28 protein-coding genes are annotated in these 26,225 nt (G+C 69.3%); 6 read left to right on the forward strand and 22 right to left on the reverse strand.

Going from position 1 to position 26,225, the window contains the following annotated elements:
- Positions 1–15: 15 nt before the first annotated feature.
- The 7 genes from ON37_RS15970 to pgsA form a co-directional block, all read right to left on the reverse strand.
- Complete coding sequence (locus ON37_RS15970) at positions 16–726, reverse strand: PIG-L deacetylase family protein (protein WP_040720405.1); 711 nt, start codon at positions 724–726, stop codon at positions 16–18.
- 70 nt (positions 727–796) lie between these two features.
- Complete coding sequence (locus ON37_RS33490; protein WP_030513209.1) at positions 797–970, reverse strand: hypothetical protein; 174 nt, start codon at positions 968–970, stop codon at positions 797–799.
- 144 nt (positions 971–1,114) lie between these two features.
- Positions 1,115–2,233, reverse strand: coding sequence for a phage shock envelope stress response protein PspM (gene pspM / locus ON37_RS15980; RefSeq protein WP_245553220.1), 1,119 nt, complete (start codon positions 2,231–2,233; stop codon positions 1,115–1,117).
- Between the two features lie 31 nt (positions 2,234–2,264).
- On the reverse strand, positions 2,265–3,074 hold the full coding sequence (locus tag ON37_RS15985; protein WP_040720347.1) for a PspA/IM30 family protein: 810 nt from the start codon (positions 3,072–3,074) through the stop codon (positions 2,265–2,267).
- Positions 3,075–3,292: 218 nt separating this feature from the next.
- Complete coding sequence (locus ON37_RS15990) at positions 3,293–3,682, reverse strand: helix-turn-helix domain-containing protein (protein ID WP_040720348.1); 390 nt, start codon at positions 3,680–3,682, stop codon at positions 3,293–3,295.
- Positions 3,683–3,827: 145 nt separating this feature from the next.
- Positions 3,828–4,367: a CinA family protein gene (locus ON37_RS15995; RefSeq protein ID WP_051031647.1), complete on the reverse strand. Its 540-nt coding sequence runs from the start codon at positions 4,365–4,367 to the stop codon at positions 3,828–3,830.
- Between the two features lie 5 nt (positions 4,368–4,372).
- A complete protein-coding gene (gene pgsA / locus ON37_RS16000; protein ID WP_040720408.1) occupies positions 4,373–5,035 on the reverse strand; it encodes a CDP-diacylglycerol--glycerol-3-phosphate 3-phosphatidyltransferase in 663 nt (220 codons plus the stop codon).
- 119 nt (positions 5,036–5,154) lie between these two features.
- On the opposite strand from pgsA, the gene ON37_RS16005 reads away from it, so the two are divergent.
- The 4 genes from ON37_RS16005 (at position 5,155) to ON37_RS16020 (ending at position 6,927) form a co-directional block, all read left to right on the forward strand.
- Positions 5,155–5,697, forward strand: coding sequence for an amino-acid N-acetyltransferase (locus ON37_RS16005; protein ID WP_051031648.1), 543 nt, complete (start codon positions 5,155–5,157; stop codon positions 5,695–5,697).
- Positions 5,698–5,715: 18 nt separating this feature from the next.
- Entirely contained in the window at positions 5,716–6,015 is a 300-nt protein-coding gene (locus ON37_RS16010; protein ID WP_040720349.1) for a YciI family protein, read from the forward strand.
- Positions 6,016–6,077: 62 nt separating this feature from the next.
- Positions 6,078–6,494 carry a nuclear transport factor 2 family protein gene (locus tag ON37_RS16015; RefSeq protein WP_040720410.1) on the forward strand — a complete coding sequence of 139 codons (417 nt, stop codon included), beginning with the start codon at positions 6,078–6,080 and terminating at the stop codon, positions 6,492–6,494.
- A gap of 4 nt (positions 6,495–6,498) precedes the next feature.
- The gene (locus ON37_RS16020) at positions 6,499–6,927 is read left to right on the forward strand and encodes a TIGR03668 family PPOX class F420-dependent oxidoreductase (protein ID WP_040720350.1); all 429 of its coding nucleotides are present in this window, start codon (positions 6,499–6,501) and stop codon (positions 6,925–6,927) included.
- A gap of 26 nt (positions 6,928–6,953) precedes the next feature.
- Here the strand turns inward: ON37_RS16020 and ON37_RS16025 are convergent, their stop codons facing one another.
- The 4 genes from ON37_RS16025 to dapA all read right to left on the reverse strand — a co-directional run bounded on the left by ON37_RS16025 (position 6,954) and on the right by dapA (position 13,305).
- Positions 6,954–9,548 (reverse strand): FtsK/SpoIIIE family DNA translocase, encoded by a 2,595-nt coding sequence (locus ON37_RS16025; protein ID WP_040720351.1) that lies wholly within the window; start codon positions 9,546–9,548, stop codon positions 6,954–6,956.
- Positions 9,549–9,688: 140 nt separating this feature from the next.
- The gene (locus ON37_RS16030; RefSeq protein ID WP_040720352.1) at positions 9,689–10,312 is read right to left on the reverse strand and encodes a TIGR03085 family metal-binding protein; all 624 of its coding nucleotides are present in this window, start codon (positions 10,310–10,312) and stop codon (positions 9,689–9,691) included.
- A gap of 60 nt (positions 10,313–10,372) precedes the next feature.
- Positions 10,373–12,424 (reverse strand): ribonuclease J, encoded by a 2,052-nt coding sequence (locus tag ON37_RS16035; RefSeq protein ID WP_373282038.1) that lies wholly within the window; start codon positions 12,422–12,424, stop codon positions 10,373–10,375.
- Positions 12,397–13,305 (reverse strand): 4-hydroxy-tetrahydrodipicolinate synthase, encoded by a 909-nt coding sequence (dapA, locus tag ON37_RS16040; protein WP_040720354.1) that lies wholly within the window; start codon positions 13,303–13,305, stop codon positions 12,397–12,399. The genes ON37_RS16035 and dapA overlap by 28 nt, the downstream gene beginning before the upstream one ends.
- Positions 13,306–13,452: 147 nt before the next feature.
- On the opposite strand from dapA, the gene ON37_RS16045 reads away from it, so the two are divergent.
- Complete coding sequence (locus ON37_RS16045; RefSeq protein ID WP_040720355.1) at positions 13,453–13,902, forward strand: hypothetical protein; 450 nt, start codon at positions 13,453–13,455, stop codon at positions 13,900–13,902.
- 43 nt (positions 13,903–13,945) lie between these two features.
- Here ON37_RS16045 and ON37_RS16050 read toward each other — a convergent pair whose 3' ends face one another.
- From ON37_RS16050 to ON37_RS16095, 10 genes are all read right to left on the reverse strand, one after another.
- The gene (locus ON37_RS16050; RefSeq protein ID WP_085997314.1) at positions 13,946–14,974 is read right to left on the reverse strand and encodes a DUF8320 family protein; all 1,029 of its coding nucleotides are present in this window, start codon (positions 14,972–14,974) and stop codon (positions 13,946–13,948) included.
- Entirely contained in the window at positions 14,964–16,247 is a 1,284-nt protein-coding gene (locus ON37_RS16055; RefSeq protein WP_210742251.1) for an ATP-binding protein, read from the reverse strand. Before ON37_RS16055 ends, ON37_RS16050 begins: the two co-directional genes overlap by 11 nt.
- Entirely contained in the window at positions 16,211–16,867 is a 657-nt protein-coding gene (locus ON37_RS16060) for a response regulator transcription factor (RefSeq protein ID WP_040720358.1), read from the reverse strand. The genes ON37_RS16055 and ON37_RS16060 overlap by 37 nt, the downstream gene beginning before the upstream one ends.
- Positions 16,868–16,990: 123 nt before the next feature.
- Positions 16,991–17,443, reverse strand: a complete 453-nt coding sequence (locus ON37_RS16065; RefSeq protein ID WP_040720411.1) for a flavodoxin family protein — start codon at positions 17,441–17,443, stop codon at positions 16,991–16,993.
- Between the two features lie 248 nt (positions 17,444–17,691).
- Complete coding sequence (locus ON37_RS16070; RefSeq protein WP_040720359.1) at positions 17,692–19,044, reverse strand: TIGR01777 family oxidoreductase; 1,353 nt, start codon at positions 19,042–19,044, stop codon at positions 17,692–17,694.
- A gap of 74 nt (positions 19,045–19,118) precedes the next feature.
- Positions 19,119–19,613 carry a hypothetical protein gene (locus ON37_RS16075; protein WP_051031649.1) on the reverse strand — a complete coding sequence of 165 codons (495 nt, stop codon included), beginning with the start codon at positions 19,611–19,613 and terminating at the stop codon, positions 19,119–19,121.
- Entirely contained in the window at positions 19,610–20,365 is a 756-nt protein-coding gene (dapB, locus tag ON37_RS16080) for a 4-hydroxy-tetrahydrodipicolinate reductase (protein WP_373282036.1), read from the reverse strand. The genes ON37_RS16075 and dapB overlap by 4 nt, the downstream gene beginning before the upstream one ends.
- 144 nt (positions 20,366–20,509) lie before the next feature.
- Positions 20,510–21,625, reverse strand: coding sequence for an alcohol dehydrogenase catalytic domain-containing protein (locus tag ON37_RS16085; RefSeq protein ID WP_040720360.1), 1,116 nt, complete (start codon positions 21,623–21,625; stop codon positions 20,510–20,512).
- 33 nt (positions 21,626–21,658) lie between these two features.
- The gene (locus ON37_RS30995) at positions 21,659–23,050 is read right to left on the reverse strand and encodes a pentapeptide repeat-containing protein (protein WP_051031650.1); all 1,392 of its coding nucleotides are present in this window, start codon (positions 23,048–23,050) and stop codon (positions 21,659–21,661) included.
- Between the two features lie 77 nt (positions 23,051–23,127).
- Complete coding sequence (locus tag ON37_RS16095) at positions 23,128–24,321, reverse strand: MFS transporter (RefSeq protein WP_040720361.1); 1,194 nt, start codon at positions 24,319–24,321, stop codon at positions 23,128–23,130.
- Positions 24,322–24,429: 108 nt separating this feature from the next.
- On the opposite strand from ON37_RS16095, the gene ON37_RS16100 reads away from it, so the two are divergent.
- Positions 24,430–24,810 (forward strand): ArsR/SmtB family transcription factor, encoded by a 381-nt coding sequence (locus ON37_RS16100; protein ID WP_051031651.1) that lies wholly within the window; start codon positions 24,430–24,432, stop codon positions 24,808–24,810.
- Position 24,811: 1 nt separating this feature from the next.
- On the opposite strand, the gene ON37_RS16105 is transcribed toward ON37_RS16100, so the two are convergent.
- Entirely contained in the window at positions 24,812–26,149 is a 1,338-nt protein-coding gene (locus ON37_RS16105) for a M16 family metallopeptidase (protein ID WP_051031658.1), read from the reverse strand.
- Positions 26,150–26,225: the final 76 nt, after the last annotated feature.

The raw sequence follows: 26,225 nt of genomic DNA on the forward strand, positions 1-26,225 counted from the left end.
CCGCGCACAGCTTCGTCAGTCCGCGAAGTGATACAGCTCGAACCCCACCGCGCGCTCGGCGGGGAACCCGGCATGCGGGCCGGTCGCGCGGTCGACGATGGCCCGGGCCTGTTCCGGTACCGGGACGTCGCTCAACGCGCTCAGATAGCGATGGTGCTGGACCAGGGAATCCACCGCGGCCCGCACGGTATCGGTCACGTCGACCGCATGCGTGACCACGGGGCCCACCACCGCCGCCCAGCGCGGAGTCCAGACCGGTAGCTCGGCCAGCTCGGGAAAGATCCACTCGTTACCGGCGTCGGAGATCGCATCCAGCGCACAGCGGCCGACCGCGCGGTGGTCGGCGCTGTTGGCATACCCCGGAGCCCAGGTGTCACCGAAATTGAACAGCACCACCATCTCGGGCCGGTGCCGGCGAATCGCGGCCGCGAGATCGCGGCGCAAACCCAGGCCGCCCTCGATCCGACCGTCCGGATAGCCGAGAAACTCCACCTGTTCGACACCGACGGCCCGGGCCGACGCGATCTCCTCCTGTTCCCGCAGCGGCCCGCATTCGGCCGGTGGCAGCCCGGCGATCCCGGCCTCGCCTCGCGTGGCCAGCAGGTACCGAATGTCCTTGCCCTGCCCGGTCCATCGGGCCACCGCGGCCGCGGCGCCGTACTCGATATCGTCGGGATGCGCGACGATCACCAGTCCGCGCTGCCAATTCTCGGGAACATGATCCATGGCGATCATTGTCGCCGAATGCGAACGGGCCGCCCGGCATCCACCGAGCGGCCCGTTCCGGAAATCCGCACTACAGTTTGGTGACCGTCGATTTGTTCGAACCCGAGACGGCCTTGTACAGCAGGTACAGGCCGAAGACCACGACGCTGATCATCAGGATCGGGAACAACGCCTTGACCAGCGCGCCGATGACGATCAGCGCCAGCCACACGAGCGCGACGACGCCCAGAATCTTCCAGAACATGTCCATTCCTCCCGAAGGTTTCCGAACCGCCGTCATCGCGATCCGACTCCTCCATACTGTCAACTCGGCATCGGAAAATCACCAGGTCACAGCCGATATCCGGGAAATATCAGGGTGAACCCCGAGAGGGCTCGTCCGTGGGTGCTACCGCCGGTCGGCCAGTTCGGTGAGTGCCTGCGCCCAGCCGTCGAGGCGGTCGGCGGCCTCCCGGAGGGTGACCATCGCCCAGCCAAACGCATCCGCCGGACCGTCACCCGGCCCCACGGCGAGAACCTGTCCGGCCGCGGCGAGCAGCTGCTCGTATTCGGCCACGCCCGCGTCCAGGCGAGCGACCATCGCCCGCACCTGCTCCGCCAGGCCCGCCCCCGCACCGGAGGTCGCGACCACCTCGAGCGTCTTCTCCATCGCCGCGATATCGCCGGCGAGGGCGTGCAACGCCGCCGCGCCGGATTCCGCGGTCGCCACCGTATCGGCGAGGTCGTCGACGGGTACCCGGCCGCCGGCCGCGATCCGCCGGCCGAGTTCGTGAAATGCCCGCTCCGCGCGGACCAGCCGCGCGATCGGCGCGCGGGCCGCCGATTGCACCGAAGGCAACCGGCGGGGAACGAATGCGGCGGGCGGCAGGGGATGCCGGCGCAGTTCCAGATATCGGCGGGTGCTCAACGCCGCGCCGGTCACCAGCGCCGCGGCACCACCGCCGACCACGACCACCGCCCACACGGGGGCCGAAATCGCCACCAGCCCAGCCGTTCCCAGGGCTGTGACACCGGACGCGGCGCTCCAGCGAAGGCTCCGGCGCCGGACCCGGCGTCGACGGCGTAGCTCCCGCTCCCGCGGATCGGCCCACTTCCGCACCGCGTGCAACGCGTATTCGCCGGCGTCGCGCAGCGTCCCCGGCACCCGCCGGGCGCGCTCGAGGCGCTCCTGCTCGCGCACGTCAGCATGCTTGCGGCGCTGCGAGAACCGGCTGACCTCGGCTCGCGCCGATGTTCTCGCGGTCGCCGATCGGGAGATGTCCGGAGCGGAATCCGCGGCAGCGGAATCACCCTGCGGCGCAAGGGTTTCGGCGATCGACCGCCGGGCTGTGGCCTGATCGGCGAACCCGGCCCGGTCGATGTACGAGGAATTCGACAGTGGCGTCCGCGCCGCATCGGCCGAGGGTACGGCGGAGGCGGGCGGCGCGGACGCATCGATCCGGGTCGACCGGGACCACGGCCGGGCGCGGGAGGTCGCGGGCTCGTTCCGCGCCCGCGTTCGCCCCATCAGCTCAGCCTTCCGATCGACCAGTGCGCAGTTACTGCTGCGCGGCCTGGCCCTTGTTCACCTGCGGCTGAGCCGGGTTCGCGATGGCCTGGCCGGAGTCACCGGACGGCAGGGCATCGCCACGCATAGAGGCGCGAATCTGCTCCAGACGGTTGTGGCCGGCCATCTGCACGCTGGCCTGCTGCACCTCCATCATGCGTCCCTGCACGGTGTTCTGAGCGAGTTCGGCGGCGCCCAGCGCGTTGGCATAGCGACGCTCGATCTTCTCGCGCACCGCGTCCAGGCTGGGGGTGCTGCCGGGAGCGGACAGGGTGGAGTCCATCTGCTGCAGCGAGGCCGACACCTGCTCCTGCATCTTGGCCTGTTCGAGCTGGCTGAGCAGCTTGGTGCGTTCGGCCACCTTCTGCTGCAGCAGCATGGCGTTCTGCTCGACCGCCTTCTTGGCCTGGGCGGCGGCCTGCAGCGACTGATCGTGCAGCACCTTCAGGTCCTCGACCGACTGTTCGGCGGTCACCAGCTGCGCCGCGAACGCCTCGGCCGCGTTGGTGTACTGGATCGCCTTCTCGGTGTCGCCCGCGGCGGTGGCCTGGTCGGCCAGCTGAACCGCCTGGCGCGCGTTGGCGTTGAGCTTCTCGACCTCGTCGAGCTGCCGGTTGAGCTTCATCTCGAGCTGGCGCTGGTTACCGATCACCGACGCCGCCTGCTGCGACAGGGCCTGGTGTTGACGCTGGGCTTCCTCGATAGCCTGCTGAATCTGTACCTTCGGATCCGCATGCTCCTCGATCTTGGAATCGAAGAGGGCCATCAGGTACTTCCAGGCCTTCACGAACGGATTAGCCATCGATTGATCCCGCCTCCATCTGACTGCGCCGCGCCGCAGCGCGGCGGTGGTGCGCGACCGTCACGCACCCCGTGTCCCTATCCTCCATCGCGCGGTGTCGGACTGCCGAACCACCCGTAACCGACGCTTACAGAGAATCTATCCGTTTCCGCTCCGTCGTACAGCCTTGCCGGCACCGTTGCGGTGCGGGTAACTCACGAGCGCCGACGCGCGGGGATTCACTTCGCCTGTACCAACACCAGTTTCTCGGCTTTCGGGGCCGGAATCACGATCCGGGTGTCCCCGGCGATACCGGCACGGGCCGCCACACCGGTGGCCGCCGCCTCCGCCCCGGTCTCGACCGGAGCCGGTTCGCTCACGCGGGGCGCGGGAGCGTCGGCATCCGCCATGGTGGCGCTCACATCGACCAGAACCTGCGACAAGGGCACATCCAGTGCCTGGCAGATGGCGGCCAGGAGCTCACTCGAGGCTTCCTTGCGTCCGCGTTCGACCTCGGACAGATAGCCGAGGCTCACGCGTGCCGACGTCGACACCTCACGTAGGGTCCGGCTCTGGGCGATCCGAGCGCGCCGCAGACTCTCGCCGATGGCCTCTCGAAGCAGCGTCATCTCGTTCTCCTCACGTTTCGCCTCACCGGGCCGAGCGCGACCGCCGTCGAGCGTGACGCACCCTCCGTCTACTGTGCCAACGTCGCATGCCACCCCGTTGGTTCCCGCCCACGGGAACCGATCGGCGCCGGGCGCGCAGTCTCCGTCAGCCCGTTGCGGTCCGCTCGCCGTCGTCGACTCGGCGCAGCAGTTCGATGATCGCCGTGCGGACCGCGCTCATCCTGATCGTCCATCGGTCTCCGGCCAGGTGCAAGCGCATCACTTCGGTGCCGCCGGGTCCGCTCAGCCCGAGAAAAACCGTCCCGACCGGGCATTCTCCCTGCGGATCCGGACCCGCGACCCCGGTCAGCCCGATTCCCCAGTCGGCGGCACAGGTCGTGCGCGCGCCGACGGCGAGCTGTTCGGCGGTGCCGGCGGCGACCGGGCCGTCGGCGGCGAGGGTGTCTTCGCTCACCCCGGCGAGCCGATGTTTGAGATCGGTGGCGTAGACCACCAGGCCACCGCGCAGTACCAGACTGGCGCCCGGCACCCCCGCGAGGGTGGCCGCGAGCAGGCCGGCGGTCAGCGATTCGGCGGTCGCCACGGTCTGACCCCGGCGAGTCAGCATGCCCACGAGGTCCACTGCTTCGGGCGCGCTCGACAGCGGGTCTGCGGTCGCCGCGGCGCCGGTCCGGTCCGGGGGCATGCGGCTCACCGTCGCTCGACCGGGCGGGCCCACAACCGGGCCGCTTGCACCACGTAGTCCAAGCCCGTGACCACGGTCAGCGCGACGGCGACGTACATCAGCGCCATTCCCACGCTCGCCCACGCACCGGCCAGCGGTAACAGCAATACCCCGATCGCCACCGACTGCACCAGCGTCTTCGCCTTGCCACCCCGTCCGGCGGGGATCACCCCGCGCCGCACCACGGCCAGTCGCAGCAGGGTCACACCGATCTCCCGGGCACAGATCACGACGGTGATCCACCACGGCAGATCGCCGAGGGCCGACAGCCCGATCAGCGCGGCGCCGATCAACGCCTTGTCGGCGATCGGATCGGCCAACTTGCCGAAGTCGGTGACGAGACCGTACTTGCGCGCCACCTGACCGTCGATCCGGTCGGTGATGGCGGCGAGGCCGAACAACGCGGCCGCCGCGATCCGCCATCCGGTGTCGTGCCCGCCGCCGGCGAACAGCGCCAGCAGAAAGATCGGCACGATCACGATGCGCAGGACCGTCAGGATGTTGGCGATGTTCATCAGCGGCACCGCCGACGGCTCGACCGTCCGCTTCGCTTGCGGCGGAACGAGATTCGCCCGAGCTCTGCCCGCCTCGGCCCAGGACCGATCCATATCGTCGCTCTGCACGCTCACCGGCACCCCCGGCCGGAATGCGCGCAACCGCAGCCCCCGGCAGGTCGGGGCGGGCGGGCAGACGAGATGTGCGGCACTCCACCAGACTATCGGTTGGGGAGCCGACTACTGTGCACCCCATGACGACGCGGGCATCCCAGAGTGATTCGATCGGCGGCACCGGCCCCGGCACCGTGCTCGTCCGCCGCGCCCGCACGTCCGACGTGCCCGCCATCAAAAGCCTCGTCGACGTCTACGCCGGCCGCATTCTGCTGGAGAAGAACCTGGTCACGCTCTACGAGTCGGTCCAGGAGTTCTGGGTGGCCGAACTCGACGGCCGCCTGGTCGGATGTGGCGCACTCCACGTGCTGTGGGCCGACCTCGGCGAGGTGCGCACGGTAGCCGTCCACCCCGATGTCAAGGGCCGCGGGGTCGGCCGGATGATCGTGGACAAACTGATCGCCACCGCCCGCGAGTTGCAGCTGCAACGGCTGTTCGTTCTCACCTTCGAGGTGGAGTTCTTCTCCCGGCACGGCTTCACCGAAATCGACGGCACTCCGGTCACCGCCGAGGTGTTCGCGGAGATGTGCCGCTCCTACGACACCGGCGTGGCCGAATTCCTCGACCTCAGCTACGTCAAGCCGAACACCCTCGGCAATACTCGAATGCTGTTGACCCTCTGAACGTCTTCGGGAGTCCCCGTGCCGATCTTCGCCGTCCACTACACCTACTCCGAGGCCACCGCCGCCAAGCGCGACGAGCATCGGCCGCGCCACCGGGCATGGCTGTCGGATCTGGTGGATCAGGGTGTGGTACTCACGACCGGTCCCTACGCCGACGGCTCCGGCGCGCTGCTGCTGTTCCGGGCCGAGGACGCTGCGGCGATGGAGCGGTTGCTCGCCGACGATCCGTTCGCGCGGGAGAAGTTGATCGATGCCGTGCGGTTCGTGGAGTGGACACCGGTGATGGGGGCGTTCACGGATCAGGCGGCGACGGCCTGACGGTGGCGCCGGGCGCGGTACGATGCACCGCATAGTCAACCAGTTGCATATGCGAGGTGGCGATGCAGGCATTCCGACAGGCCGTGGAAGCACGCGATATGGCGGCGATCGAGGCGCTGCTCGCCGAGAACGTGGTGTTCACCAGTCCGGTGGCGTTCAAGCCCTATCCCGGCCGGGCGATCACCGCGGCCATTCTGCGCGGCGTGATGCGGGTGTTCGAGGATTTCCGCTATGTCCGGGAGATCACCGACGCCGGCGGCCGGGATTCGGCGCTGCTGTTCGAGGCGACGGTCGACGGTAAGCAGGTCAACGGGTGCGACTTCCTGCACGTCGACGAGAACGGCCTGATCGACGATCTGAAGGTGATGGTCCGACCCCTTTCGGCGGCGACGGCACTGGCCACCGCGATGGGTGCCCAGTTCGACCGGATCCAGCGCGAGGCCGCCGAGCAGATCGGCCGCGAGCGCGCGGCCGGTTAGCCCGATGCCGCGCTGGGATTCCGGCACCGCGCTCGCGCGGCTGCGCGCGGCCCGGGTGGCCCACCTGGCCACGGCCGACGCCACCGGCCAGCCGCATCTGGTGCCGGTGACCTTCGCCCTGTCACCGGACGATCGGATCCTCGTCGTCGCGATCGACCAGAAGCCGAAATCCGGTACCGATCTGCGCCGCCTGCGCAATATCGCCGCCAATCCGCGCGTCTCGGTGCTCGCCGACCATTACGACGAGGACTGGACGCGGCTGTGGTGGGTCCGCGTCGACGGCACCGCCACCGTCCACACCGAGGCTGCCGAGCGGGCGCCCGCACTGACCTGGCTGCTCGCGAAATACCCTCAGTACGAACATGATTCACCGCAGGGACCGATCATCGCGATCGCGGTGCGAACCGTCACCGGCTGGGCCTATACAGCCTGAGAGCGGGGCTCGCCCCGGCTCGGGCCCTACGGCTCGCCGGCGCTCGGCTCGGCGGCCTCTTCCGGTTCCCCGCCGCCACCGCGAATCGAGTACAGCAATCCCTCCAGCTCGTCCGGCTTCACCAGCACATCGCGGGCCTTGGAGCCCTCGCTCGGACCGACCACCCCGCGGGTTTCCATCAGATCCATCAGCCGGCCCGCCTTCGCGAAACCGACCCGCAGTTTGCGCTGCAGCATCGAGGTGGAACCGAACTGCGAGGTGACGACCAACTCCACCGCCTGCAGGAAGACGTCGAGATCGTCGCCGATATCGGGATCGACATCCTTCTTCTCCCCCGCCTTGGCGGTGGTGACACCCTCCTGATATTCGGGTTCGGCCTGATTCTTGGTGAATTCGACGACCGCCTGAATTTCCTCGTCCGAGATGAACGCGCCCTGCAGCCGGGTCGGCTTGGAGGCGCCCATCGGAAGAAACAGGCCGTCGCCCATGCCGATCAGTTTCTCCGCGCCGGGCTGATCGAGGATGACCCGGGAATCGGTCAACGAGGAGGTGGCGAAGGCGAGCCGGGACGGCACATTGGTCTTGATCAGACCGGTCACCACGTCCACCGACGGTCGCTGGGTCGCCAGCACCAGATGGATACCGGCCGCCCGGGCCTTCTGGGTGATGCGCACGATCGCATCCTCCACATCCCGCGGCGCGGTCATCATCAGATCCGCGAGCTCGTCGACGATGGCCAGAATGTAGGGATACGGCCGGTACACCCGCTCACTGCCCAGGGGCGTGGTGATCTGCCCCGACTTCACCTTCTTGTTGAAATCGTCGATGTGGCGGACCTTGCTGGCCTGCATGTCCTGATACCGCTGTTCCATCTCCTCGACCAGCCAGGCCAGTGCGGCGGCGGCCTTCTTCGGCTGAGTGATGATGGGCGTGATCAGATGCGGAATGCCTTCGTAGGGCGTGAGTTCCACCATCTTGGGGTCGATGAGGATCATCCGTACCTCATCCGGCGTGGCCCGGCCCAGCAGCGACACCAGCATCGAATTGACGAAGCTCGACTTACCCGATCCGGTCGAACCCGCCACCAGCAGATGCGGCATCTTCGCCAGATTGGCCGAGACGAATTCCCCCTCGATGTTCTTGCCGAGACCGATCACCAACGGGTGGTGGTCGTTTCGCGTCGAGGGCGCTTTGAGCACATCGGCCAGCCGCACCAGTTCGCGGTCGGCGTTCGGTACCTCGATGCCGACCGCCGACTTGCCCGGGATCGGTGCGAGCAACCGCACATTCTCGGTGGCCACCGCATAGGCGATATTGCGGGCCAGTGCGGTGATCTTCTCGACCTTCACGCCCGGCCCGAGTTCGACCTCGTAGCGGGTGACCGTCGGGCCGCGCACGAAACCGGTGACGGCGGCGTCGATCTTGAACTGCACCAGCACCTCGGTGATCGCCTCGATCATCGACTCGTTGGCGGCACTGCGCTTCTTCGGCGGGTCACCGTCGGTGAGCAGGGTCAGCGGCGGCAGTTGGTAGTCGCCGTCGACCTCTCTGTCGGTGACGAATTCCAGTTGCTGCGGCGGTTGCGGCTCGGGGGTCTGATCGACCACCTTCGGCGCCTTGCGGGTCTTGGGTTTGGTTGCCGGAGCGGGGGTTTCGGGCGGTTCCGCGGCAATGTCCTTGGCCTCGCGCAGCGGCGGCTCACCGAGCACCTCGGTGACCGCGTCGGCGCCACCGAATTCGTCGGCCGGGTAATTCTCTTCGGGGGTGCGGCCGCGCCGTGACGAGCGGCTCTTGTGCACCGGAAAACCGTCGGCGTCATAGTTTTCCGGATCGTAGAGGCCGTATTGGCCGTCGTAGTCGTCGTATCCGGCGTCGGTGAGCCCGAACACTTCCCGCAGCCGGTGCGGAACCTCGCGGACCGTGGTTCCGGTGACCAGCAAGACGCCGAACAGCATCGCCAGCAACAACAGCGGCACCGCCAGCCAGGCCGTGAGACCGTCGCCGAGCGGTCCACCCAGCACATAGCCGACGAATCCGGCGGCGTGCGCGCGCCCGCGGGCGTCGGTCGGCGCGCCGGCCAGGATATGCCAGATGCCCAGGGCGGGCAGTCCCACCAGGAGACTGCCGAGCACCAGCCGGGGTCGGATCTCGGGCTTGGGTTCGGTGCGCATCAGCACCACCGCGATGCCGGAAGCCACGAACGGCAGGACCGCGGCGGCGGATCCGGCGATCGCACGCACCACGGCATCGACCCAGCGGCCCACCGGACCGCCGGCCGACATCCACACCGCGGCGGCGATGACCACACTGAATGCCACCAGCGCCAACGCGATTCCGTCCCGGCGATGTCCGTGTTCGATCTCGCCCGCCCTGCTGATGGTCCGGGTGGTGGCGCCGAAGCCGCGGGCCAGCATCGACCAGCCGTTACCGATACCACGGCCGATCACGGCCAGCGGCGCGGTCTGCGGCGATCGGCGCACCGGCTTGCGGGTGGCGGTCGTCCGTCCCCGCGGCGCCGATCGGGCGCGCGAGCCGGCCGAGCGAGTCCGCGCCGGAGCCCGCCCCCGGGTGGATCCCGCCCGCGAACTCGTGGTCGTAGTGCCGCGGGACTTACCTGCCATGACCTCAGGCTAGCCGCAACAGCCCCATCGGGACCATCCGCAACACCCATCCCACCGACATCATTGCCGACCTCACAGCGCCGTCAACGGCCGGATCCGCCCGGCGCCGGGCGCCGTCGACAGCGGAAACGAAGGCGGAATCAGACGCTGCGATCGGAGGCGAACACCGCGGCGACATCATCGACGCCACCCGCGGCGTCGATGCGAACCTCGTTGCGTCCGAACGCATGCAGCAGCAGCTCGGCCGGATCGCCGGTGAGTACCACGGCGTCACCACCGACGTTGTGCGCGGTCACCCGCTCACCCTGCGGCGTCGCCAGCACCACGGTCACCGGCGACTTGCGGTATGCCATCCGGGCCATTCGCCGCGTCACCGACCACAGCTTCGCCTGATCGTCGGCGGTGAGTGTGCGCGGCTGCCAGCCTTCCTCCGCGCGGCGCACGTCCTCGTGATGAACGAACATCTCGGTCAGATTCACCAGCGCGTCCACCGGCTTGAGCGGCGACCACCACGGCGGCCCCGTGCGGATCTGCTCCAGCAGATCGGTGAACGGCTGCCCGGAAACCTTGGCCTGAACCGAATCCAGATATCCCGCAAGGGGTTTCAACAGGATCCCGGGTGCGGCCGCAGGATGACGCTCCCGCACCACCAGATGTGCGGCCAGCTCCCGCACCGTCCAGGTGCCGCACAGGGTCGGCGCGTCGGGCCCGGCCGCCGTCATGGTCGCGACCAGGGCCCGGCGTTCCCGTTGAGCCATACTCATGGTCGACGAGCCTAGCCCAGGCGCCCGGCGTAGCTCTGTGGCCGCGGCCACAGACCCCGCTCAGACGCCGATGACGGTCGGCACGATCATCGGACGGCGACGATAGGTGTCGGCGACCCAGCGACCCACCACCCGGCGCACGCCCTGCGCGATGCGGTGAGTGTCGGTGACACCCTCACCGGCCAAACGCAGCAGTTCCGCCTCGACCAGTTCCTGGGCGCCCAGCAGTGCCTCCGGATCGTCGGAGAAACCGCGGCCGCTCACCTCGGGTGCGCTCACCGCCTTGCCGGTGGTCTCGTCGACCGCCACCGTGATCGCGATGAAACCGCCTTCGCCGAGGATCAGCCGATCCGACAGGGTCGATTCGCCGACGTCGCCGACCGACAGGCCGTCGACGTACACCTGGCCGACCGGATAGCGGCCGACGATCGAGGCGATACCGTCGACCAGGTCGACCACCACCCCGTCCTCGGCGAGCACCACCCGATCCTCGGGCACGCCGGTCGCGACCGCGAGTGCGGCGTTGGCCCGCAGATGCCGCCATTCGCCGTGCACCGGCATGGCGTTGGTCGGCCGCACCGCGTTGTACAGATACAGGAGTTCACCGGCCGAGGCGTGGCCGGAGACGTGCACCTTCGCGCTCTGCTGGGTCACCACCGTCGCGCCGAGCCGAGCCAGGCCGTTGACCACGGCGAAGACCGCGTTCTCGTTACCCGGGATCAGTGACGACGCCAGGACGACGAGATCGTCGGCCCGAATGTTGATCTGGCGATGGTCGCCGCGGGCCATCCGCGACAGCGCCGACAGCGGTTCGCCCTGCGAGCCGGTGGAGATGAGGACGAGCTTGTGCACCGGCAGATTCGCGGCCTGATCCAGATCGACCACGATGCCCTCGGGAATGTTCAGATAACCCAGGTCCTGGGCGATCTGCATATTCCGCACCATCGAGCGGCCGACGAAACAGACCCGCCGGTTGTACCGCTGCGCCACATCGACGACCTGCTGGATGCGGTGCACGTGGCTGGCGAACGAGGCGACGATGACGCGGCCCTTGGCCTTGCCGATCACGCTGTCGAGCACCGGGCCGATCTCCCGCTCCGGGGTGACGAATCCCGGCACCTCGGCATTGGTCGAGTCGACCAGGAACAGGTCGACCCCCTCGTCGCCGAGGCGGGAGAAACCGGCGAGGTCGGTGAGCCGGCCGTCGAGCGGCAACTGGTCGAGCTTGATGTCGCCGGTGTGCAGGGCCAGCCCGGCGGGGGTCCGCACCGCGACCGCGATGGCATCCGGAATCGAGTGGTTGACCGCGAAGTATTCACACTCGAACGGGCCGTGGCTGGTCTTCTGCCCCTCGGTGACCTCGATCAGCCGCGGCTGCAGGCGGTGTTCGCGGCACTTCGCCGCGACGAGCGCGAGCGTGAACTTCGAACCCACGACCGGAATGTCGGGACGCAACCGCAGCAGGAACGGCACCGCACCGATGTGGTCCTCGTGGCCGTGGGTCAGCACCACCGCGGCCACTTCGTCGATCCGATCCTCGATGGGCCGGAAGTCGGGCAGGATCAGATCGACGCCCGGTTGCTGATCCTCCGGGAACAGCACGCCACAGTCGATGATCAGCATCGAGCCGTCGTATTCGAAGACCGTCATATTGCGGCCGATCTCGCCGATACCACCGAGCGCGAACACCCGCAGCCCGTGTTTCGGCAGCTTGGGCGGCAGCCCGGACGGCAGTTCCGGCGCAACCGGTTGCGGCACAGCCTGTTCCGCGCGACCCCGGGAAGACTGGCGGCCCCGGCCGGAGCGGCGGGAACGGCCACGATCGCCGGTTTGCTCGCCGCGCTGGGCCGCGGGGGATTCGGCGCGCTTGTCGGCCGGCGCGGTCTCCCGGGCAACGGCAGCCGGTGCGTCCCGACGCGCCGTCGAACGCTCGGCGCGCGGTTCGGCTGCTCGTGGCGGCTCGGGCGAAACCTGTTCGGGCGCAGGCGCAGCCGGCTGTTCCCGTGGGGCGGGCGGCGGCGCGGGAGCCGGCGCCCCTGCCGCACGGCTCGCGGACCGGCGCGGACGACGATTCACCGGATCACTCATGCAAGCACCCCTGCCAGCCGCAATTCGGCGACGATGGATTCCAGATTCACTCCGACGGGCATCAGCTGCGGCAACCGTGGCTCACCGACATCCATGCCGAGCATCCGCAGCGAGGATTTGATCAGCGCGACGCCACCGACCCGGGCCATCGCACGATTGATCGGCAACATGCTGGCATTGATGTCGCGGGCCAAGGCCACCTCGCCGGCGGCGTAGGCATCCCGCAACTGCACCAGCCGCTCCGGCACCAGATGTCCGATCACACTGATGAATCCGACCGCGCCGACCGACAGCCAGGGCAGGTTGAGCACATCGTCGCCGGAGTAGTAGGCCAGGCCGGTGTCGGCGATCAACTCCGCGCCCGCACCCAGGTCACCCTTGGCGTCCTTGACCGCGACGATATTCGGATGTTCGGCCAGCCGCCGCAACGTGTCCGGGGCGATCGGCACGATCGATCGCGGAGGAATGTCGTAGAGCGTGACCGGCAGGTCGGTGGCGTCGGCGACGGCGGTGAAATGCGCCAGCAAACCCTCCTGCGAGGGGCGCGAGTAGTACGGAGTGACGACCAGCAAACCGTGCGCACCCGCCCGCTCGGCATTGCGCGCCAGCTCGATGCTGTGGGCGGTGTCGTAGGTGCCGGCGCCCGCGATCACGGTCGCGCGATCGCCGACCGCGTCGACGACGGCGTGCAGCAGATCGAACTTCTCCGATTCGGTGGTGGTCGGCGACTCCCCGGTGGTTCCGGAGACGGCGAGCAGGTCGACGCCGCGATCGACCAGGCGAGCGGCGAGGGCGACGCCGGAATCGACATCGAGCTTGCCCTCCGCGGTAAAGGGGGTCACCATCGCGACACCGACCGTTCCGGACGCGCGCAGCTCTGTTCGCGTCGATTCACCGTTCGTCATGGTCAGAAAGGCTACCCGGTCGCCGAGACGACACCGAACCGTCGCCCGGCATATCTGCCGACATTCCGGTCACATTCCAGCAATGACATCATTGATGATGTCGTCTTGCCACTATCGCGACATCATATTTGGCGTCATACTGATGTCATGGATTTGAACAAGTACACCGCGCGGCTACACGACGATCTGGTCGCGGCGGCCGCGCTCGGTGACGAGAAGACCCAAGCCACCGCGGCCGCGCTCGCCGCCGCCACCGAGAACTCGCTGCGGCTGGTCCTGCTGGCGGCCCTCTCCGAATTGGCGGACGAGGTCAACGCCACCCTCGACGATCGGACCGTGCACGTGTCGCTGGCCGGAACGGACGCCCGCGTCGAAGTGCGCCGAACGCCGGCCGAGGAGCAGCCCCACCCCACCTTCGAGGAGATGACCGGCGACATCAGCCGCGTCACCCTGCGCATGGTCGAGAACCTGAAGGCTCGCGCCGAAGAGGCCGCCACCCAGAGTGGTCAATCGTTGAACGCCTGGCTGTCGAGCGCGGTCCAAGGTGCGCTGCGCGATCAGATGCGCAAGGGCGGCCCCGGACACTGCGACAGCTGAGCGCCTCCGGCACGGTGCGAGCCGCACACCGACAACCGGCGCTTTAGTCCATGACGGTGACAGCGCCGACCGCGTCGATCTCGGTGCGGCGATCGTGCTCGGGCGTCTGGGCGAGCACGGTGGCGAGCACGCGCCGGCCCGGCGGCAGGACGCGCACGGTCACCGATCCGGCATTGGCCGCATCCAATTCGCGCACGGCCACACCGACGACGCGTTCGCGCAACCAGTGCGGCGCATCGTCGAATCCGCCGTCGTCGAGCAGCAGAACCTCCACACCGCGCGCCCGCGCACCCCGCGCGGCGCCGCTGAGTTCGTCGGTGGCCAACTGGGGAGCGCGCAATCCGTCCCGCAGCTCCGCCTCCAACAGCCGGCACTGTTCGCGCTCGGCGGGGGTGAGCGCCGCGCCGTCGGCGATCCGTTCCAGAATCGGTCGTGCCACGCGGTCCAGGCGGGCGAGCTGCCGCGTCCGTTCGCCGTCCGCGGCGACCATCGTCGCCTCGGCGGCGGCCTGTTCGGCCGCCTCGTCGCGCAACAGTCGCAGCGAACGCTGCGTCGGCCGCATGATCCGGGCGAAAACCGAGATCGCGATCACCGTGCCGATCGGCACGATGGCGGCGACGATCGCACCGGGCGTCAGCCAGGCTCGCGCGCCGTCGACGACGATCACCGCCGCGACGCCTCCCACACCCAGCCACGCCGCGCCCGCGCGGCCACGCAGCACGAGCACCGCCAGCACATAGGACGTGGCGAAGGTGGTCCACACCATGTGGTGTTCCTGGGAACCGCTGAGATCCACCGAGGTCAACGCCGTGGCGACCGGACCGGCCGCGGCGACGAAAACGGTCACGGTCCAGGGCAGCGGATCCACCGGCACGACCAGGACCAGCGCCCCGGCCACGATCATCACCGTCAACGCGGTCACCGCCGACAGCGCATTCGTGGTGTCGAGGTTGCGGACCATGTAGAGGGTGATGGTCACCTCCAGGATCACCAGGAACAGCCATGCGGTGCCACCGCGCAGGCCGAGCAGCTCACGCAAGCCGAATTCGCCGTCCCGGGATTCAGTGCGCACCGTCACCTCCCCACACCAGCGTCACCGTCGTTCCTTCTCCCGGTTGCGATTCCACGAACCCGGCGCCGCCGGCCAAGCGGCGCATGCGGCCCAGAATGCTCACCGAGATACCGAGCCGATCCGCCGAGATCGTGTCGACGTCGAATCCGGCACCGTCGTCGGCGAAGACGACCCGGATACCGCCCGCGCTGATCGTGCACGTCACCGTTCGCGTCACCGGACGATCCGGCACCGAGGCGTGCCGCAGGCTGTTGCGGGCCGCCTCGGCCAGTGCGGCGGCGAGGGTGTGCGCGGCGGCGGCCGGCATTCGCAGATCGTCGAAGCCCGGCCAGGTCCGGGTCGCGAAGCGGATACCGGCGTTGACCTCGTGTACCGACGCCCGCAGGAAGGTCACCGCGGCCCGTGCGTCGAGAACGTCGGGGGCGGCGGATTCGACCCGGATCTCGTCGAGCCGGCGCAGGGTCCGTTCCGCTTGGCGGCGCAACACATCCGACGGCTGGGCCCGCGAGGCGTCCAGCAGCGTGCTCAGCACCGCGTCGTGGATCAAGGCGGCGAACCTCGATCGCTCGGCATCACGCGCCGCCGCCGCGGCCGCCTCGGCGGCCTGCCGTCCCGCCTCCGCCGATTCCCGGTCCACGCGCGCCGCGGCCGACCGGGCCGAGACCACACACCAGAGAAACAGCGCCGACAACCCCATCGACCGCGCGAAGGCACTCGACACCGATAGCGCGGTGAACTCCTCGGTCAGATAGATGTTGGTCAGCGCGACCGCCGCCGATCCGATCACGAGGTATCCGACCGAGACCACGATCGGCCAGGCCAGGGCAGCGGCGAGCACCCCGAGCGGCAGCATCCGGTACAGCCACACCGAACCGGCGCCGACGCTGTGGGTATCCAGCCCGACCGGCATCGCGACCACCGCGGCGAGGTAGGCCACCGCGGCACCGCTCGACACTCGACGAATCATGCTCGGGCGCAAGCGGATCGAGGCAATGGCCAGTACGGGGAACAATCCGAAGGCGAGCACAGCGGTGACGGGGCTCCACCAGGCCGGGGCGAAGCGGGCCTGTTCGGCGATCTCGGGCACGTCGGCCAGACCCATGATCACCCCGCCCGCCCCGATCGACAGTCCGAGACGGCGCATCACACGGTCGACGGCCGGAGCCTGGTCGTGCGCGTCGGCGCGGCCGAGAAGGCCGGCGGCGCGCGCGCCGACCCTCGGGGCGGCGACCGCGATCACGGCTGGTGATTGCGCTCGGGCACGGGAAGCCACCCGTCTTCGACCGCGCGCTTGTACAGATCGGTTTTGGTCGGCGCCGGCCGGCCCGCATCGGCGTACTTCTGCCGGATCCGGCCCAGATAGTCGTTCACGGTCTGTTCCGACAGGCCGGTCAGGCGCGCCACCCGCGACGCTTTCTCCCCGGAGGCGTAGAGGGTCAGCACCTCCTGCTGCCGCGGGCTCAATCCCACGTCCGGCAGCTGCGGGTCACCGTCGATGGCGGCAGCCCAGTCGGTGGTCACGACCTGCTCGCCACCGGCGGCCGCCCGCACCGCCGCAACCACCGTCCGCACATCCTCCGATTTGCGCACCACACCCAGTACCCCGGCGCGCGCCGCCGAACGAACCAGAAACGGGTTGTCGGCACCGGTGAAGACCAGCACCTCGAGCCCGCGAGCACGCAACGCCTGCACATTGTCCTGCGGAGTCGAACCGTCCGACAACCGGAGATCGAGGATCACCAGGTCCAATTGCGGTGCGCGCGCGAGCAATTCCGATACCGTCCCGGCGGTGACGGTCAACTCCAGATCCGGTTCCCCGGCCAGCATGCTGGCCAGGCCGAGCGCGACCGACTCGTGGTCCTCGACCAGACCGATCCGCCGCGGTGGCGTCATATCGCCCTCCCCTTCCCGAAGCCGCAACACCTCGCCGCGCCCGTGCGACGGAGCGCAACGTCCTGGGTCGAGTATGACGGCAGCGGTGATGCCGCGGTGAGACACCAGAAATCGGGTCCCGGCTCAATCGGTCAGCCGGGCCGCGACGGTCGCGCCCAGCTCCCAGCACCGTTCGCGGTCGTCCTTACCCGGTTGCCCGCTCACGATCACGGGTGCGGCGACCTGCTCCCACCCCAATCCCGTGGTGACCGTGGCGATGGCGCGTTCGGCTCCTTCGGTGCCCTGATTGCCGTGGATGTAGAACCCGAACGGCCGCCCGCCGGTGCTGTCCAGACAGGGATAGTAGAAGGTGTCGAAGGCGTGCTTGAGCGCTCCCGACATGTACCCCAGATTCGCCGATGTCCCCAGCAGATACCCGTCCGCCTCGAGCACATCGCTCGCCGTGACCGCCAGCGCCGCCCGCCGCACCACCTCCACGCCCTCGATCTCCGGATCACTCGCCCCGGACAGCACGGCCTCGAACATGTCCTGCATGAACGGCGACGGGGTGTGGTGGATGATCAGCAACCGAGCCATACCAGTGAGGGTAACGAGGTCAGCACCGCCGGCGCCGGTCAGCTTCGCGACCGTCCCGATGGTGTGCTCGATGGTGTCCGTGAGGCCACTGTGCGGCCTCACGTGACGGGAGGGTCGAGCGGGAACGGCGACGAGAACCTCATGATCGAGGCGCAACGGTTCCCGGCCGAACGCGCGGTCGCGGACCGGCGTCGACCCGGAAGCTCTGATCCGGGTGCGGATCCGAACGAGCGGTCCGGACGGGCGGTTCAGGTGGGGGTTTTGCCGAGTAGGTGGCGCAGATTCGATTCGAGATCGGGGTCGCGGAAGGGGTGGTCGGCGGCGGTGAGGCGGGCAGGGAGCACGCGTTGGCTCGCGGTGGCGAGTTCGGTCGCGCCCTCGCCGCCGAGGATCAGCGCGGGGCCGAATTCGGGGACCGGCAGCAGGGCGGGGCGACGCAGAACTCGGGCGAGGATGCGGGTGTAGTCGAGATTGCGAACCGGTTGCGGGGCAGTCGCATTCACGGGGCCGGACAATTCGGTGTCCCAGAGCGCGCGGTGGTAGACGTCGACGAGGTCGTCGATGCCGATCCAGGGCAGCCATTGCCGGCCGTCACCGATGCGGCCGCCGAGCCCGACCTCGAACAGGGGCCGCAACAGTCGCAGGGTGCCGCCGCTGGGCGACTGCACGATGCCGGTCCGCACCCGCACCACGCGGACCCCGGCCGCGTCGGCCGGTTCGGTCGCGGCCTCCCAGGCGGTTACGAGGTCGGCGAGGAAACCCGTTCCGGGAGCGGCGTTCTCGTCGAGGGGTTCGTCGCCGCGATCGGCCCCGTAGTAGCCGACCGCCGAGGCGCTGACGAACGTCTCCACCCCTGCGGCGGCGGCCAGTTCCGCCAGCGCGCGGGTGGGGCCGATGCGGCTCTCGGCCACGGCGCGTTTGTGGTCCGGGGTGAACCGGCCCGCGATGGACGCACCCGCCAGATGTACGACCGCGTCCACACCGTCGAGCAGGTCACCGGCCGGGGCGTCCGGATTCCATTGCCGCTCATCGGGTCCGGCCGGGTTTCGGCGGACCAGGCGGATCACGGTGTGGCCGCCGGTGGTGAGGAAGGCGGTCAGCGCGGTGCCGACCAGGCCGGAGGCGCCGGTGACCGCTATCGTCCTGGGCCGCAAGCCCCGTTCGGCGGCGCGCCGGTGAGCCGCCAGGTCGTCGGCGAGCTGCCGGTATCGATAGGTGAACATCGAGCGCAGCGCGGCCGCCGGGATCGGGGTCTCGACCCGATCGATCACTCGGGTGCTCTGCTCGTCGATCGCCTCGAATTCGTGAATGTGCCGCCAGGGCAGCAGCTTTCCCAGCGGTAGGGACGCCGGCCCCGCCACCGCGATCTCGTCGACGAATCGCCGCGGCGGGTCGTAGTCGCCGGGTTGATGCCGAGCTACCCACCGCAACCCGCCGGGCAGCCGCAGCACGGCCTGCCCGTCGGCCAGCGACGTCGCCTCATCCGCGACGACGACCGGCTGCCAGGGCGGTGCGAGCCGCCGGAAGGCTCCGGGCCGGCGGAACCACTCGAACACCTCGGCCCGAGGTGCCGCGACGACGCTCGAACATGCGATGCTCACTTCTCGACAGTATCCCGGGCCCCCGGGACGAAACGTCTGTACATCGTTCGCCACTCGGAGTGTTTTCCGGCCGATCAGTCTTCGCGGTTGCGCTCCGCACGCTCCAGCGCGACAGCGCGCCGCATGGTCTCCCGGGCCCGGGTCCGGTCACCGGCGTAGTCGTAGGCCCGGGCGGCGCGATAGTTCGTGCGCCAATTGTCGGGATCGGCTTCCCATTCCTTCTTGACCTGCTCGAACAATTCGTCGGCGGCCGCCTTCTCCAAGCGACCGGACGGTCGGCGCGGCAGCTGCGAGGTATCCAGTTCCAGGCCCTCGTCGTGAATGCGGCGGGCCAGATGTTGATGGGCGAGGGCGGCCCGGATGCTGGTCGCCACCACCCAGACTCCCAGGATCGGCAGGATCAGGACGCCGACGCCCATGGCGATCGCGGCGGGCTTGCCGGAGCCCATCAAATCGATCGCGATCCGGCCCAGCAGCAGGAAATAGAAGATCAGCGCGACGACCAGGAAGACGAGGAAACCGACGATGCGGACGACCTGCCGTCCGCTGTCGCCGTCGGCACCGCTCACAGGTCCAGCAGCGGGTCGAGACCGACGGTCAGGCCGGGACGCGAACCGATCTGCCGCACCCCGAGCAGGACGCCGGGGGCGAAGGAGGTCCGGTCGAGCGAATCGTGCCGGATGGTCAGGGTCTCGCCCTGGGTTCCGAACAGCACCTCCTGGTGGGCGACCAGGCCCGCCAGCCGGACCGAATGCACCCGCACGCCGTCGACGCTCGCGCCGCGCGCCCCGTCGAGTTCGGTGGTGGTCGCGTCCGGGCTCGGGCCCACGCCCGCCTGTTTGCGCGCCTCGGCGATGATGCCGGCGGTCCGGTAGGCGGTGCCCGACGGCGCGTCGGCCTTGTTCGGATGATGCAGCTCGATCACCTCGACCGAATCGAACCAGCGGGCCGCCTGCTCGGCGAACCGCATCGACAGCACCGCGCCGATCGCGAAGTTGGGTGCGATCAGCACGCCGACCTGCGGCGCAGCGGCCAGCCAGCCGCGCACCCGATCCAGGCGGGACTCGTCGAATCCGGTGGTACCGACGACGGCGTGAATGCCGTGCTCCACCAGCCACTCGAGATTCGGCATCACGACATCGGGGTGGGTGAAGTCGACGACCACCTGCGTGTCGGCGGCGGTGAACGCATCGAGCGCGTCGCCCTTGTCGACGCGGGCGACGAGGTCCAGATCGTCGGCCGCCTCGACCGCCGCGCAGATCGCCTGCCCGACCTTGCCCTGCGCGCCGAGTACGCCCACCCGGATCCGGTTCGTCGTCACCGTGAACTCCTCACATATCGTTCGATGCCGTTGCGTGCTGAGCCTATCGGCCCGCTCCGCCCGACCGGCCACACCGGTACGCCCGAAGTCACCTGGGTCACCTCGACCACGGCGGCCCGGCCGTGCCGGCGGGCGCTCGCGGAATCAGCCGAAGACGATCACCTGCCGCAAGCCGTGCCCGGCGGCCAGCTCGTCCATCGCCCGGTTGATGTCGTCGAGCCGGATCCGCGCGGAGATCAGCCGCTCCACCGGGAGCCGGCCGGCGCGCCACATCCGCACGTATTCCGGGATGTCGCGGGCGGGTACGGCCGAACCGAGATAGCTCCCGACGATGGAACGTCCCTGCGCGACCAGGCCGAGCGGCGAAATGCTCGCCCGCGCTTGCGGATTGGGTAGCCCGACGGTGACGGTGGTACCGCCGGGCGCGGTCGCGGCGACCGCGGTCTCGAAGGCCCGCACGTTGCCGGCCGCCTCCACCACGACCTCGGCGACGATCCCACGCTCGGCGAGCTCGGCCGGAGTGTAGACCTGGGTGGCGCCCAATTCGGTTGCCAGCGTGAGCTTTTCGGGCAGGGTGTCGACGGCGATGACCTCGCTGCCCAGGTTTTCCCGCAACGAGGCGGCCACCAGCACCGCGGCCATGCCCACGCCGCCGAGGCCCACGACCATGATCCGGTCGCCGGGGGCGGGCCGGGCCGAATTCAACAGCGCCCCACCACCGGTGAGAACCGCGCATCCGAGGACGGCCGCGACCTCCGGCGGCACATCGTCGTCGACCGGCACCACGGACCTTCGGTCCACCACCGCATGGGTGGCGAATCCGGAGACGCCGAGGTGATGGTGCACCGACTCGTCGCCGCGACGCAGCCGCCGTCCGCCGGCGAGCAGTTCGCCGGCATTGTTGGCGATACTGCCCGGTACGCAGGGCGTGCGGCCGTCGGTGGCACACCCCGCGCAGTCGCCACAGCGCGGCAGAAAGGTCATCACGACCCGCTGGCCGACCCGCAGGTCGCTGTCACCGGGACCGAGCTGCTCCACCCGCCCGGCCGCCTCGTGCCCGAGCAGCATCGGCACCGGCCGGACCCGGTTGCCGTCCACGACCGACAGATCCGAATGGCACAGGCCGGCGGCCTCGATCCGGACCAGCAACTCCCCCGGCCCCGGCTCGCCCAGCTCCAGCTCCTCGACCACGATCGGCGTCGAATCTGCATACGGAACCGGGTCCCCGATCCGCTCCAGCACTGCACCACGAATCTTCATGGCACCGACGGTACCGCCCGGATCGAGCCCGGATCAGCCGGATCGTCCGACCGTGCGACCGCCGCCGTCGAGTGCGTCCGCGGTCTCGCCATCCGGGTCGACAGGTTTCTGCGTCTCGTCGCGGCCGGCCGCGTCGAGGTCCTCGGTCGCTGTGCGGGCATCGACGCGCGACGCCGCGGCGGCACTGGATGAACCGGCCGCAGCGCAGTCGAGGGCGCCGGGGCGGCCCCGCAGGACGGCGCCCTCCGCCGATACCCGGCCGCCACAGGTCACACCGGCGAAGTCGGGTACCCCCGCCCCGGCCCCGATGCGGGCGCCGTCGAGGGAGGTTCGCGCGGCGTCGAAACGGCTGTCGGCAAACGTGATCTGCGCACTGTCGATCACCGTGCCGAGGAACTCCGCATGCTCGCCCGCGAAACGGACACGGTCGAATGCGGTGGCGTCGGCGGTGAACCGTGCTCGCGTGAACGACGCCGGTCCGGTGAATTCGGCGCCGGTGAACCGAGTTCGGGGCCCGCCGAATTCGGCCTCGGTGAAGTCGGCCTTGCCGCGGAAGACGGCGTCGACGAAGCTGGTGCCCGCGCGGCCGGTCTCCAGGTCCGCCGCGGCCGGCGTGAAGCAGGTGCCGCGGAACAACGCGTCACTGTCGAACCGCGCGCTGTGGAACGTCACGTGTTTGCCGACGAATCGAACATTCTCGAAGTTGGCCGATCGGGCGCCGATGAAGTGGGTGCCGCGCAGGTGGGTGTGTCGTCCGGCGAAGACCGCCCAGCGGAAATCGACATCCTCGAGTACCGCGTCGTCGAAGTTGAAATCGCAGTCCGACCAGGAAATCTCGGCCTGCGGACGCAGGTGCGACACGATCACCGCGACAATGGTGCGGCGCACCTCCCGATCGTTCTGCCGCAACTGGTAGACCCGCTCGACCTCGGCTCCGGCCGTCTCGTCGGTGGTCGTGCGGGAACTCAGATGGGTCGCCCCCTCGGCCGGGTCGTAGGGCAGGCGCAGATATCCGCAGAGCACGTCGATACATTGCTGCCGTCGGCCGCGTGCCGAGAACTCGTCGGCCACACCGGCCATCGCGTAGACGCCCGCCATCCGCACGGCGACGTCGGCATGCCCCAATTGCGCTGCGGCAGCGCCGAACAGCTGGGCGAACCGGCCGCGTTCGTTGTCGCGCTGTTTGCGGTAACTCACAACCAGCGCCACGGCGCCGCCGACTCCCGCCGCGACCGACAGCGCGATCTTGGTCAGATCGAGCTGATTGGGCGTATCGGACTTCGCCCCGAGCAGCAGCCACAGCGTCCACCACGACACCGCGGCGATCGCCAATCCGCCCAGGACGACGGACACGACCGACACCAGCAGTGCCGATCGCCGCAGCCGTTGGGCCTGTCGCTCCAGAAATCTCCCCCGCCGAGCCATGGCGGAATAGTAGCGGGGAATCGGGGCGCACCGCGCGGCGCGCCCCGATTCCCCTGCGCAGGAACCTTTTTCGTCCGTCAGGCGGTCGCGCGGCTGCCGCGCACGCCGATGGCGGCGGCGGTCAGGCAGGCCAGCGCGACGACCACCACGAACCAGGGGAAGATCGTGCCCATCCCCCACTGGGTCGCCGCCCAGCCGGCCAGGACGGTCGGCAACGCCATCGCCGAATAGGCCAGCAGGTAATAGGCCGACATCGTCTCACCACGTTTGTGCTGCGGGACGACGTTCGACAGGTGCCGCAGCGATCCCCCGAAGCCGAGGCCGAAGGTGGCGCCGAGTAGTACCCCGGCCAGCAGCACGACCACCCAATTGTGGGTCGCCAGAGCGGGAATCGTCAGTAGCAGGGCGAGCGCCATCCCGGTGTCCCCGCCGATCGCCGCGCGACGCGCCGGAATCGCGGTCGCGAACAGCTGCGCCAGTGCGCCGGCCGTCGCCGTCGAGGCGACCACCGCACCGCCGAAGACCAGGTTGTGCACCCCGGTCTTCTCCGCGGCCAGTGACGGATACAGCGACAGCAGTACTCCGAGCACCGACCAGGCGGCCATCACACCCAGCGCCGAAAACCAGAAGTCGGCCCGGATCTCCTGCGGCACCGCGGGTTTCGCGATCCGGATCGGACCCGCCACCCGAGCGGTGTGGGTTTCGGTCATGATCACCACGCCGACACCGATCAGCAGGCAGAAGACCGTGATCACCACATACGGTGTGCGCAGTGGATGCGGAACGTACTGGGCCAGCAGCGCCGAGCCCAGGATGGCCACGGCCATACCGACATTGAACGCCACCCCGGTCAGCTGGCCCGACCGGGCCCCGTGCTGCGGCCGCAGATCCAGCAGGGCCGCCGCACCGGCGACCACCGTGGCGCCGACCGCCACGCCGTGCAGCGCCCGTGCCAGGAGCAGCATCGCGACATTGTCGGCGAACAGGAAGACGAGCAGTCCGATCACCATGGTCGCCAGCGCGCCGAGCAGTACCGGTTTGCGCCCGACCACATCGGAAATCTTGCCCGAGACCAGGACCGCTGCCAGCGCCGCGACGGCATAGACGGCGAAGACGATCGTCGTGGTCAGCGGCGAGAAATGCCATTCCTTCTGGTAGAGGCCGTACAGCGGAGCGGGAACACCGGAGACTCCGAGCGCTACCCCGCTGGCGACCAGAATCAGTGCGTAGGCCCAGGACTGCGTGGTCCGCTGGGCCGGTGCAACCGTCATAGTTGCGGCCATCGATTCTCTCCATCGGGTAAGTTTGATTGCGATCGAACTCAACTACCGTAGCGAGGGTTTGATTCCCATCAAACCGAATTTTCCGTGAGAAAGATCATGACCGATACCCAGAAGACCGTGGAATCGCATCCGGTCGCCACCGTGCAGGAGGTGCTCGGTGCCCTGCACGATCCCGTGCGGCTGGAGATGGTGCGCCGGCTGAGCAATGCCGGCGGGCCGGTGCGCTGCGGCATGCTTTACGACACCATCAACAAATCCACCGCCACCCACCATCTGAAGATCCTGCGCGAGGCGGGGATCACCGAACGGATCGTGGCCGACGGCCAGACCTACGCCCGCCTGCGCACGGACGAGGTCGAGCACGCGCTGCCCGGCCTGCTCGCGGCGGTGGTCGGCGCGGCCAACCGCGCGGGCGCCGCGGATCCGTCCGGCACCGCCGCGGCCCAGCCTCCGGCGCCGGACTCCGGGCGCGACTGACTCAGCTCACCAATCCCCGGACCGCACTGGGCAATTCGCGAGTGCGACGATACGGGCCTGCCACCGCCGCGGCGAACGGCCGCGCCAGCAGCGTGCGCGCGATCGCGGAGACCTCCTCGGTGGTCACCGCATCGATCCGGGCCAGCGTCTCGGACACGCTACGGTGGTTGCCGTAGCTCAGTTCGCTGCGGCCGATACGATTCATCCGGGATCCGGAATCCTCCAGCCCCAGCACCAGCCCACCCCGCAGCGAGCCCTTCGCGCGAGCGCATTCGGCGTCGGTGATGCCGTCGGCGGCCACCTCTTCCAGCACTCCCCGCGCCAAACTCGCCACCTGCCCGAGATTTTCGGGCTGGCAGCCGATATACACCGAGAACGCACCGGTGTCGGCGAAGGTGTCGACGCTGGAGTAGACCGAATACGCGAGCCCGCGTTCCTCCCGAATCCGTTGGAACAGCCGCGAACTCAGCCCGCCGCCGAGCACGGTGTTCAGCACCGACAACGGCCAGCGCTTCTGTCCCTCGTGCCGGCCGAAGGCACGCACGCCGAAGACGAGATGCGCTTGTTCGCTGTCCCGATAGGTCCGGTGCAGTTGCGGCGCCGTGCGCGTCCGGAACCGGCCCTCCCGGCGCGGCGCCGGCTCCCGCAGCGGATCGAGCCGATCGGCGAAGGCGCGATGCACCAACTCCACCGTATGGTCGTGTTCGACATTCCCGGCGACCGCGACGACCATCCGGTCCGGCCGGTACCGCCGCAGATGGAATCCGCGCAGCTGAGCGGCGGTCATCTGCTCCACCGAGTCGATGGTGCCGATCACCGGCCGGCCGATCGGATGATCACCGAACAGCGCCGTCAGGAAACAGTCGCCGACCAGATCCTCCGGATCGTCGTCGCGCATCGAGATCTCCTCGAGCACGACCTGTCGCTCCACATCGACATCCACCGGCCGGCACAGACCGTTGAGCACCACATCGGAGACCACATCGACCGCGAGCGGCAGATCCTCGTCCAGGACGTGGGCGTAGTAGCAGGTCTGTTCCTTGGCGGTGAACGCGTTCAACTCCCCACCGACCGCGTCCAGGGCCTCGGCGATATCGAGTGCCGAGCGCGTGGGCGTGGCCTTGAACAGCAGATGTTCCAGGAAATGCGCGGCCCCGGCGACCGTCGGGCTCTCGTCGCGCGAGCCGACACCGACCCACACCCCGATCGATGCCGACCGCACGCCGGGGACGTGTTCGGTCACCACCCGCAATCCGCCGGGCAGGACCGTTCGCCGCACCCCACTGTCGGACAGCGAACCGTCGTCGGCGAGAACCAGCGAAGAACCCCCCTGCTCCAGCGGGAGCAAGGGGGCGGCATCGGAAGTCCTCGCCGGATTCGTCGCGCGACCGGATCGCTCGGTGCGCGCGCCGCGA

It is taken from the genome of Nocardia veterana NBRC 100344 (genome assembly GCF_000308855.1).
GTDB lineage: Bacteria > Actinomycetota > Actinomycetes > Mycobacteriales > Mycobacteriaceae > Nocardia > Nocardia veterana.

Excerpts from the sequence above, each read along its gene's own strand:
- ON37_RS15970 (WP_040720405.1), bottom strand. The coding sequence starts at position 726 with ATGGATCATGTTCCCGAGAATTGGCAGCGCGGACTGGTGATCGTCGCG.
- ON37_RS33490 (WP_030513209.1), bottom strand. The coding sequence starts at position 970 with ATGTTCTGGAAGATTCTGGGCGTCGTCGCGCTCGTGTGGCTGGCGCTG.
- pspM (WP_245553220.1), bottom strand. The coding sequence starts at position 2,233 with ATGGGGCGAACGCGGGCGCGGAACGAGCCCGCGACCTCCCGCGCCCGG.
- ON37_RS15985 (WP_040720347.1), bottom strand. The coding sequence starts at position 3,074 with ATGGCTAATCCGTTCGTGAAGGCCTGGAAGTACCTGATGGCCCTCTTC.
- ON37_RS15990 (WP_040720348.1), bottom strand. The coding sequence starts at position 3,682 with ATGACGCTGCTTCGAGAGGCCATCGGCGAGAGTCTGCGGCGCGCTCGG.
- ON37_RS15995 (WP_051031647.1), bottom strand. The coding sequence starts at position 4,367 with ATGCCCCCGGACCGGACCGGCGCCGCGGCGACCGCAGACCCGCTGTCG.
- ON37_RS16005 (WP_051031648.1), top strand. The coding sequence starts at position 5,155 with ATGACGACGCGGGCATCCCAGAGTGATTCGATCGGCGGCACCGGCCCC.
- ON37_RS16015 (WP_040720410.1), top strand. The coding sequence starts at position 6,078 with ATGCAGGCATTCCGACAGGCCGTGGAAGCACGCGATATGGCGGCGATC.
- ON37_RS16020 (WP_040720350.1), top strand. The coding sequence starts at position 6,499 with ATGCCGCGCTGGGATTCCGGCACCGCGCTCGCGCGGCTGCGCGCGGCC.
- ON37_RS16025 (WP_040720351.1), bottom strand. The coding sequence starts at position 9,548 with ATGGCAGGTAAGTCCCGCGGCACTACGACCACGAGTTCGCGGGCGGGA.
- ON37_RS16030 (WP_040720352.1), bottom strand. The coding sequence starts at position 10,312 with ATGAGTATGGCTCAACGGGAACGCCGGGCCCTGGTCGCGACCATGACG.
- dapA (WP_040720354.1), bottom strand. The coding sequence starts at position 13,305 with ATGACGAACGGTGAATCGACGCGAACAGAGCTGCGCGCGTCCGGAACG.
- ON37_RS16045 (WP_040720355.1), top strand. The coding sequence starts at position 13,453 with ATGGATTTGAACAAGTACACCGCGCGGCTACACGACGATCTGGTCGCG.
- ON37_RS16060 (WP_040720358.1), bottom strand. The coding sequence starts at position 16,867 with ATGACGCCACCGCGGCGGATCGGTCTGGTCGAGGACCACGAGTCGGTC.
- ON37_RS16065 (WP_040720411.1), bottom strand. The coding sequence starts at position 17,443 with ATGGCTCGGTTGCTGATCATCCACCACACCCCGTCGCCGTTCATGCAG.
- ON37_RS16085 (WP_040720360.1), bottom strand. The coding sequence starts at position 21,625 with ATGAAGATTCGTGGTGCAGTGCTGGAGCGGATCGGGGACCCGGTTCCG.
- ON37_RS30995 (WP_051031650.1), bottom strand. The coding sequence starts at position 23,050 with ATGGCTCGGCGGGGGAGATTTCTGGAGCGACAGGCCCAACGGCTGCGG.
- ON37_RS16095 (WP_040720361.1), bottom strand. The coding sequence starts at position 24,321 with ATGACGGTTGCACCGGCCCAGCGGACCACGCAGTCCTGGGCCTACGCA.
- ON37_RS16100 (WP_051031651.1), top strand. The coding sequence starts at position 24,430 with ATGACCGATACCCAGAAGACCGTGGAATCGCATCCGGTCGCCACCGTG.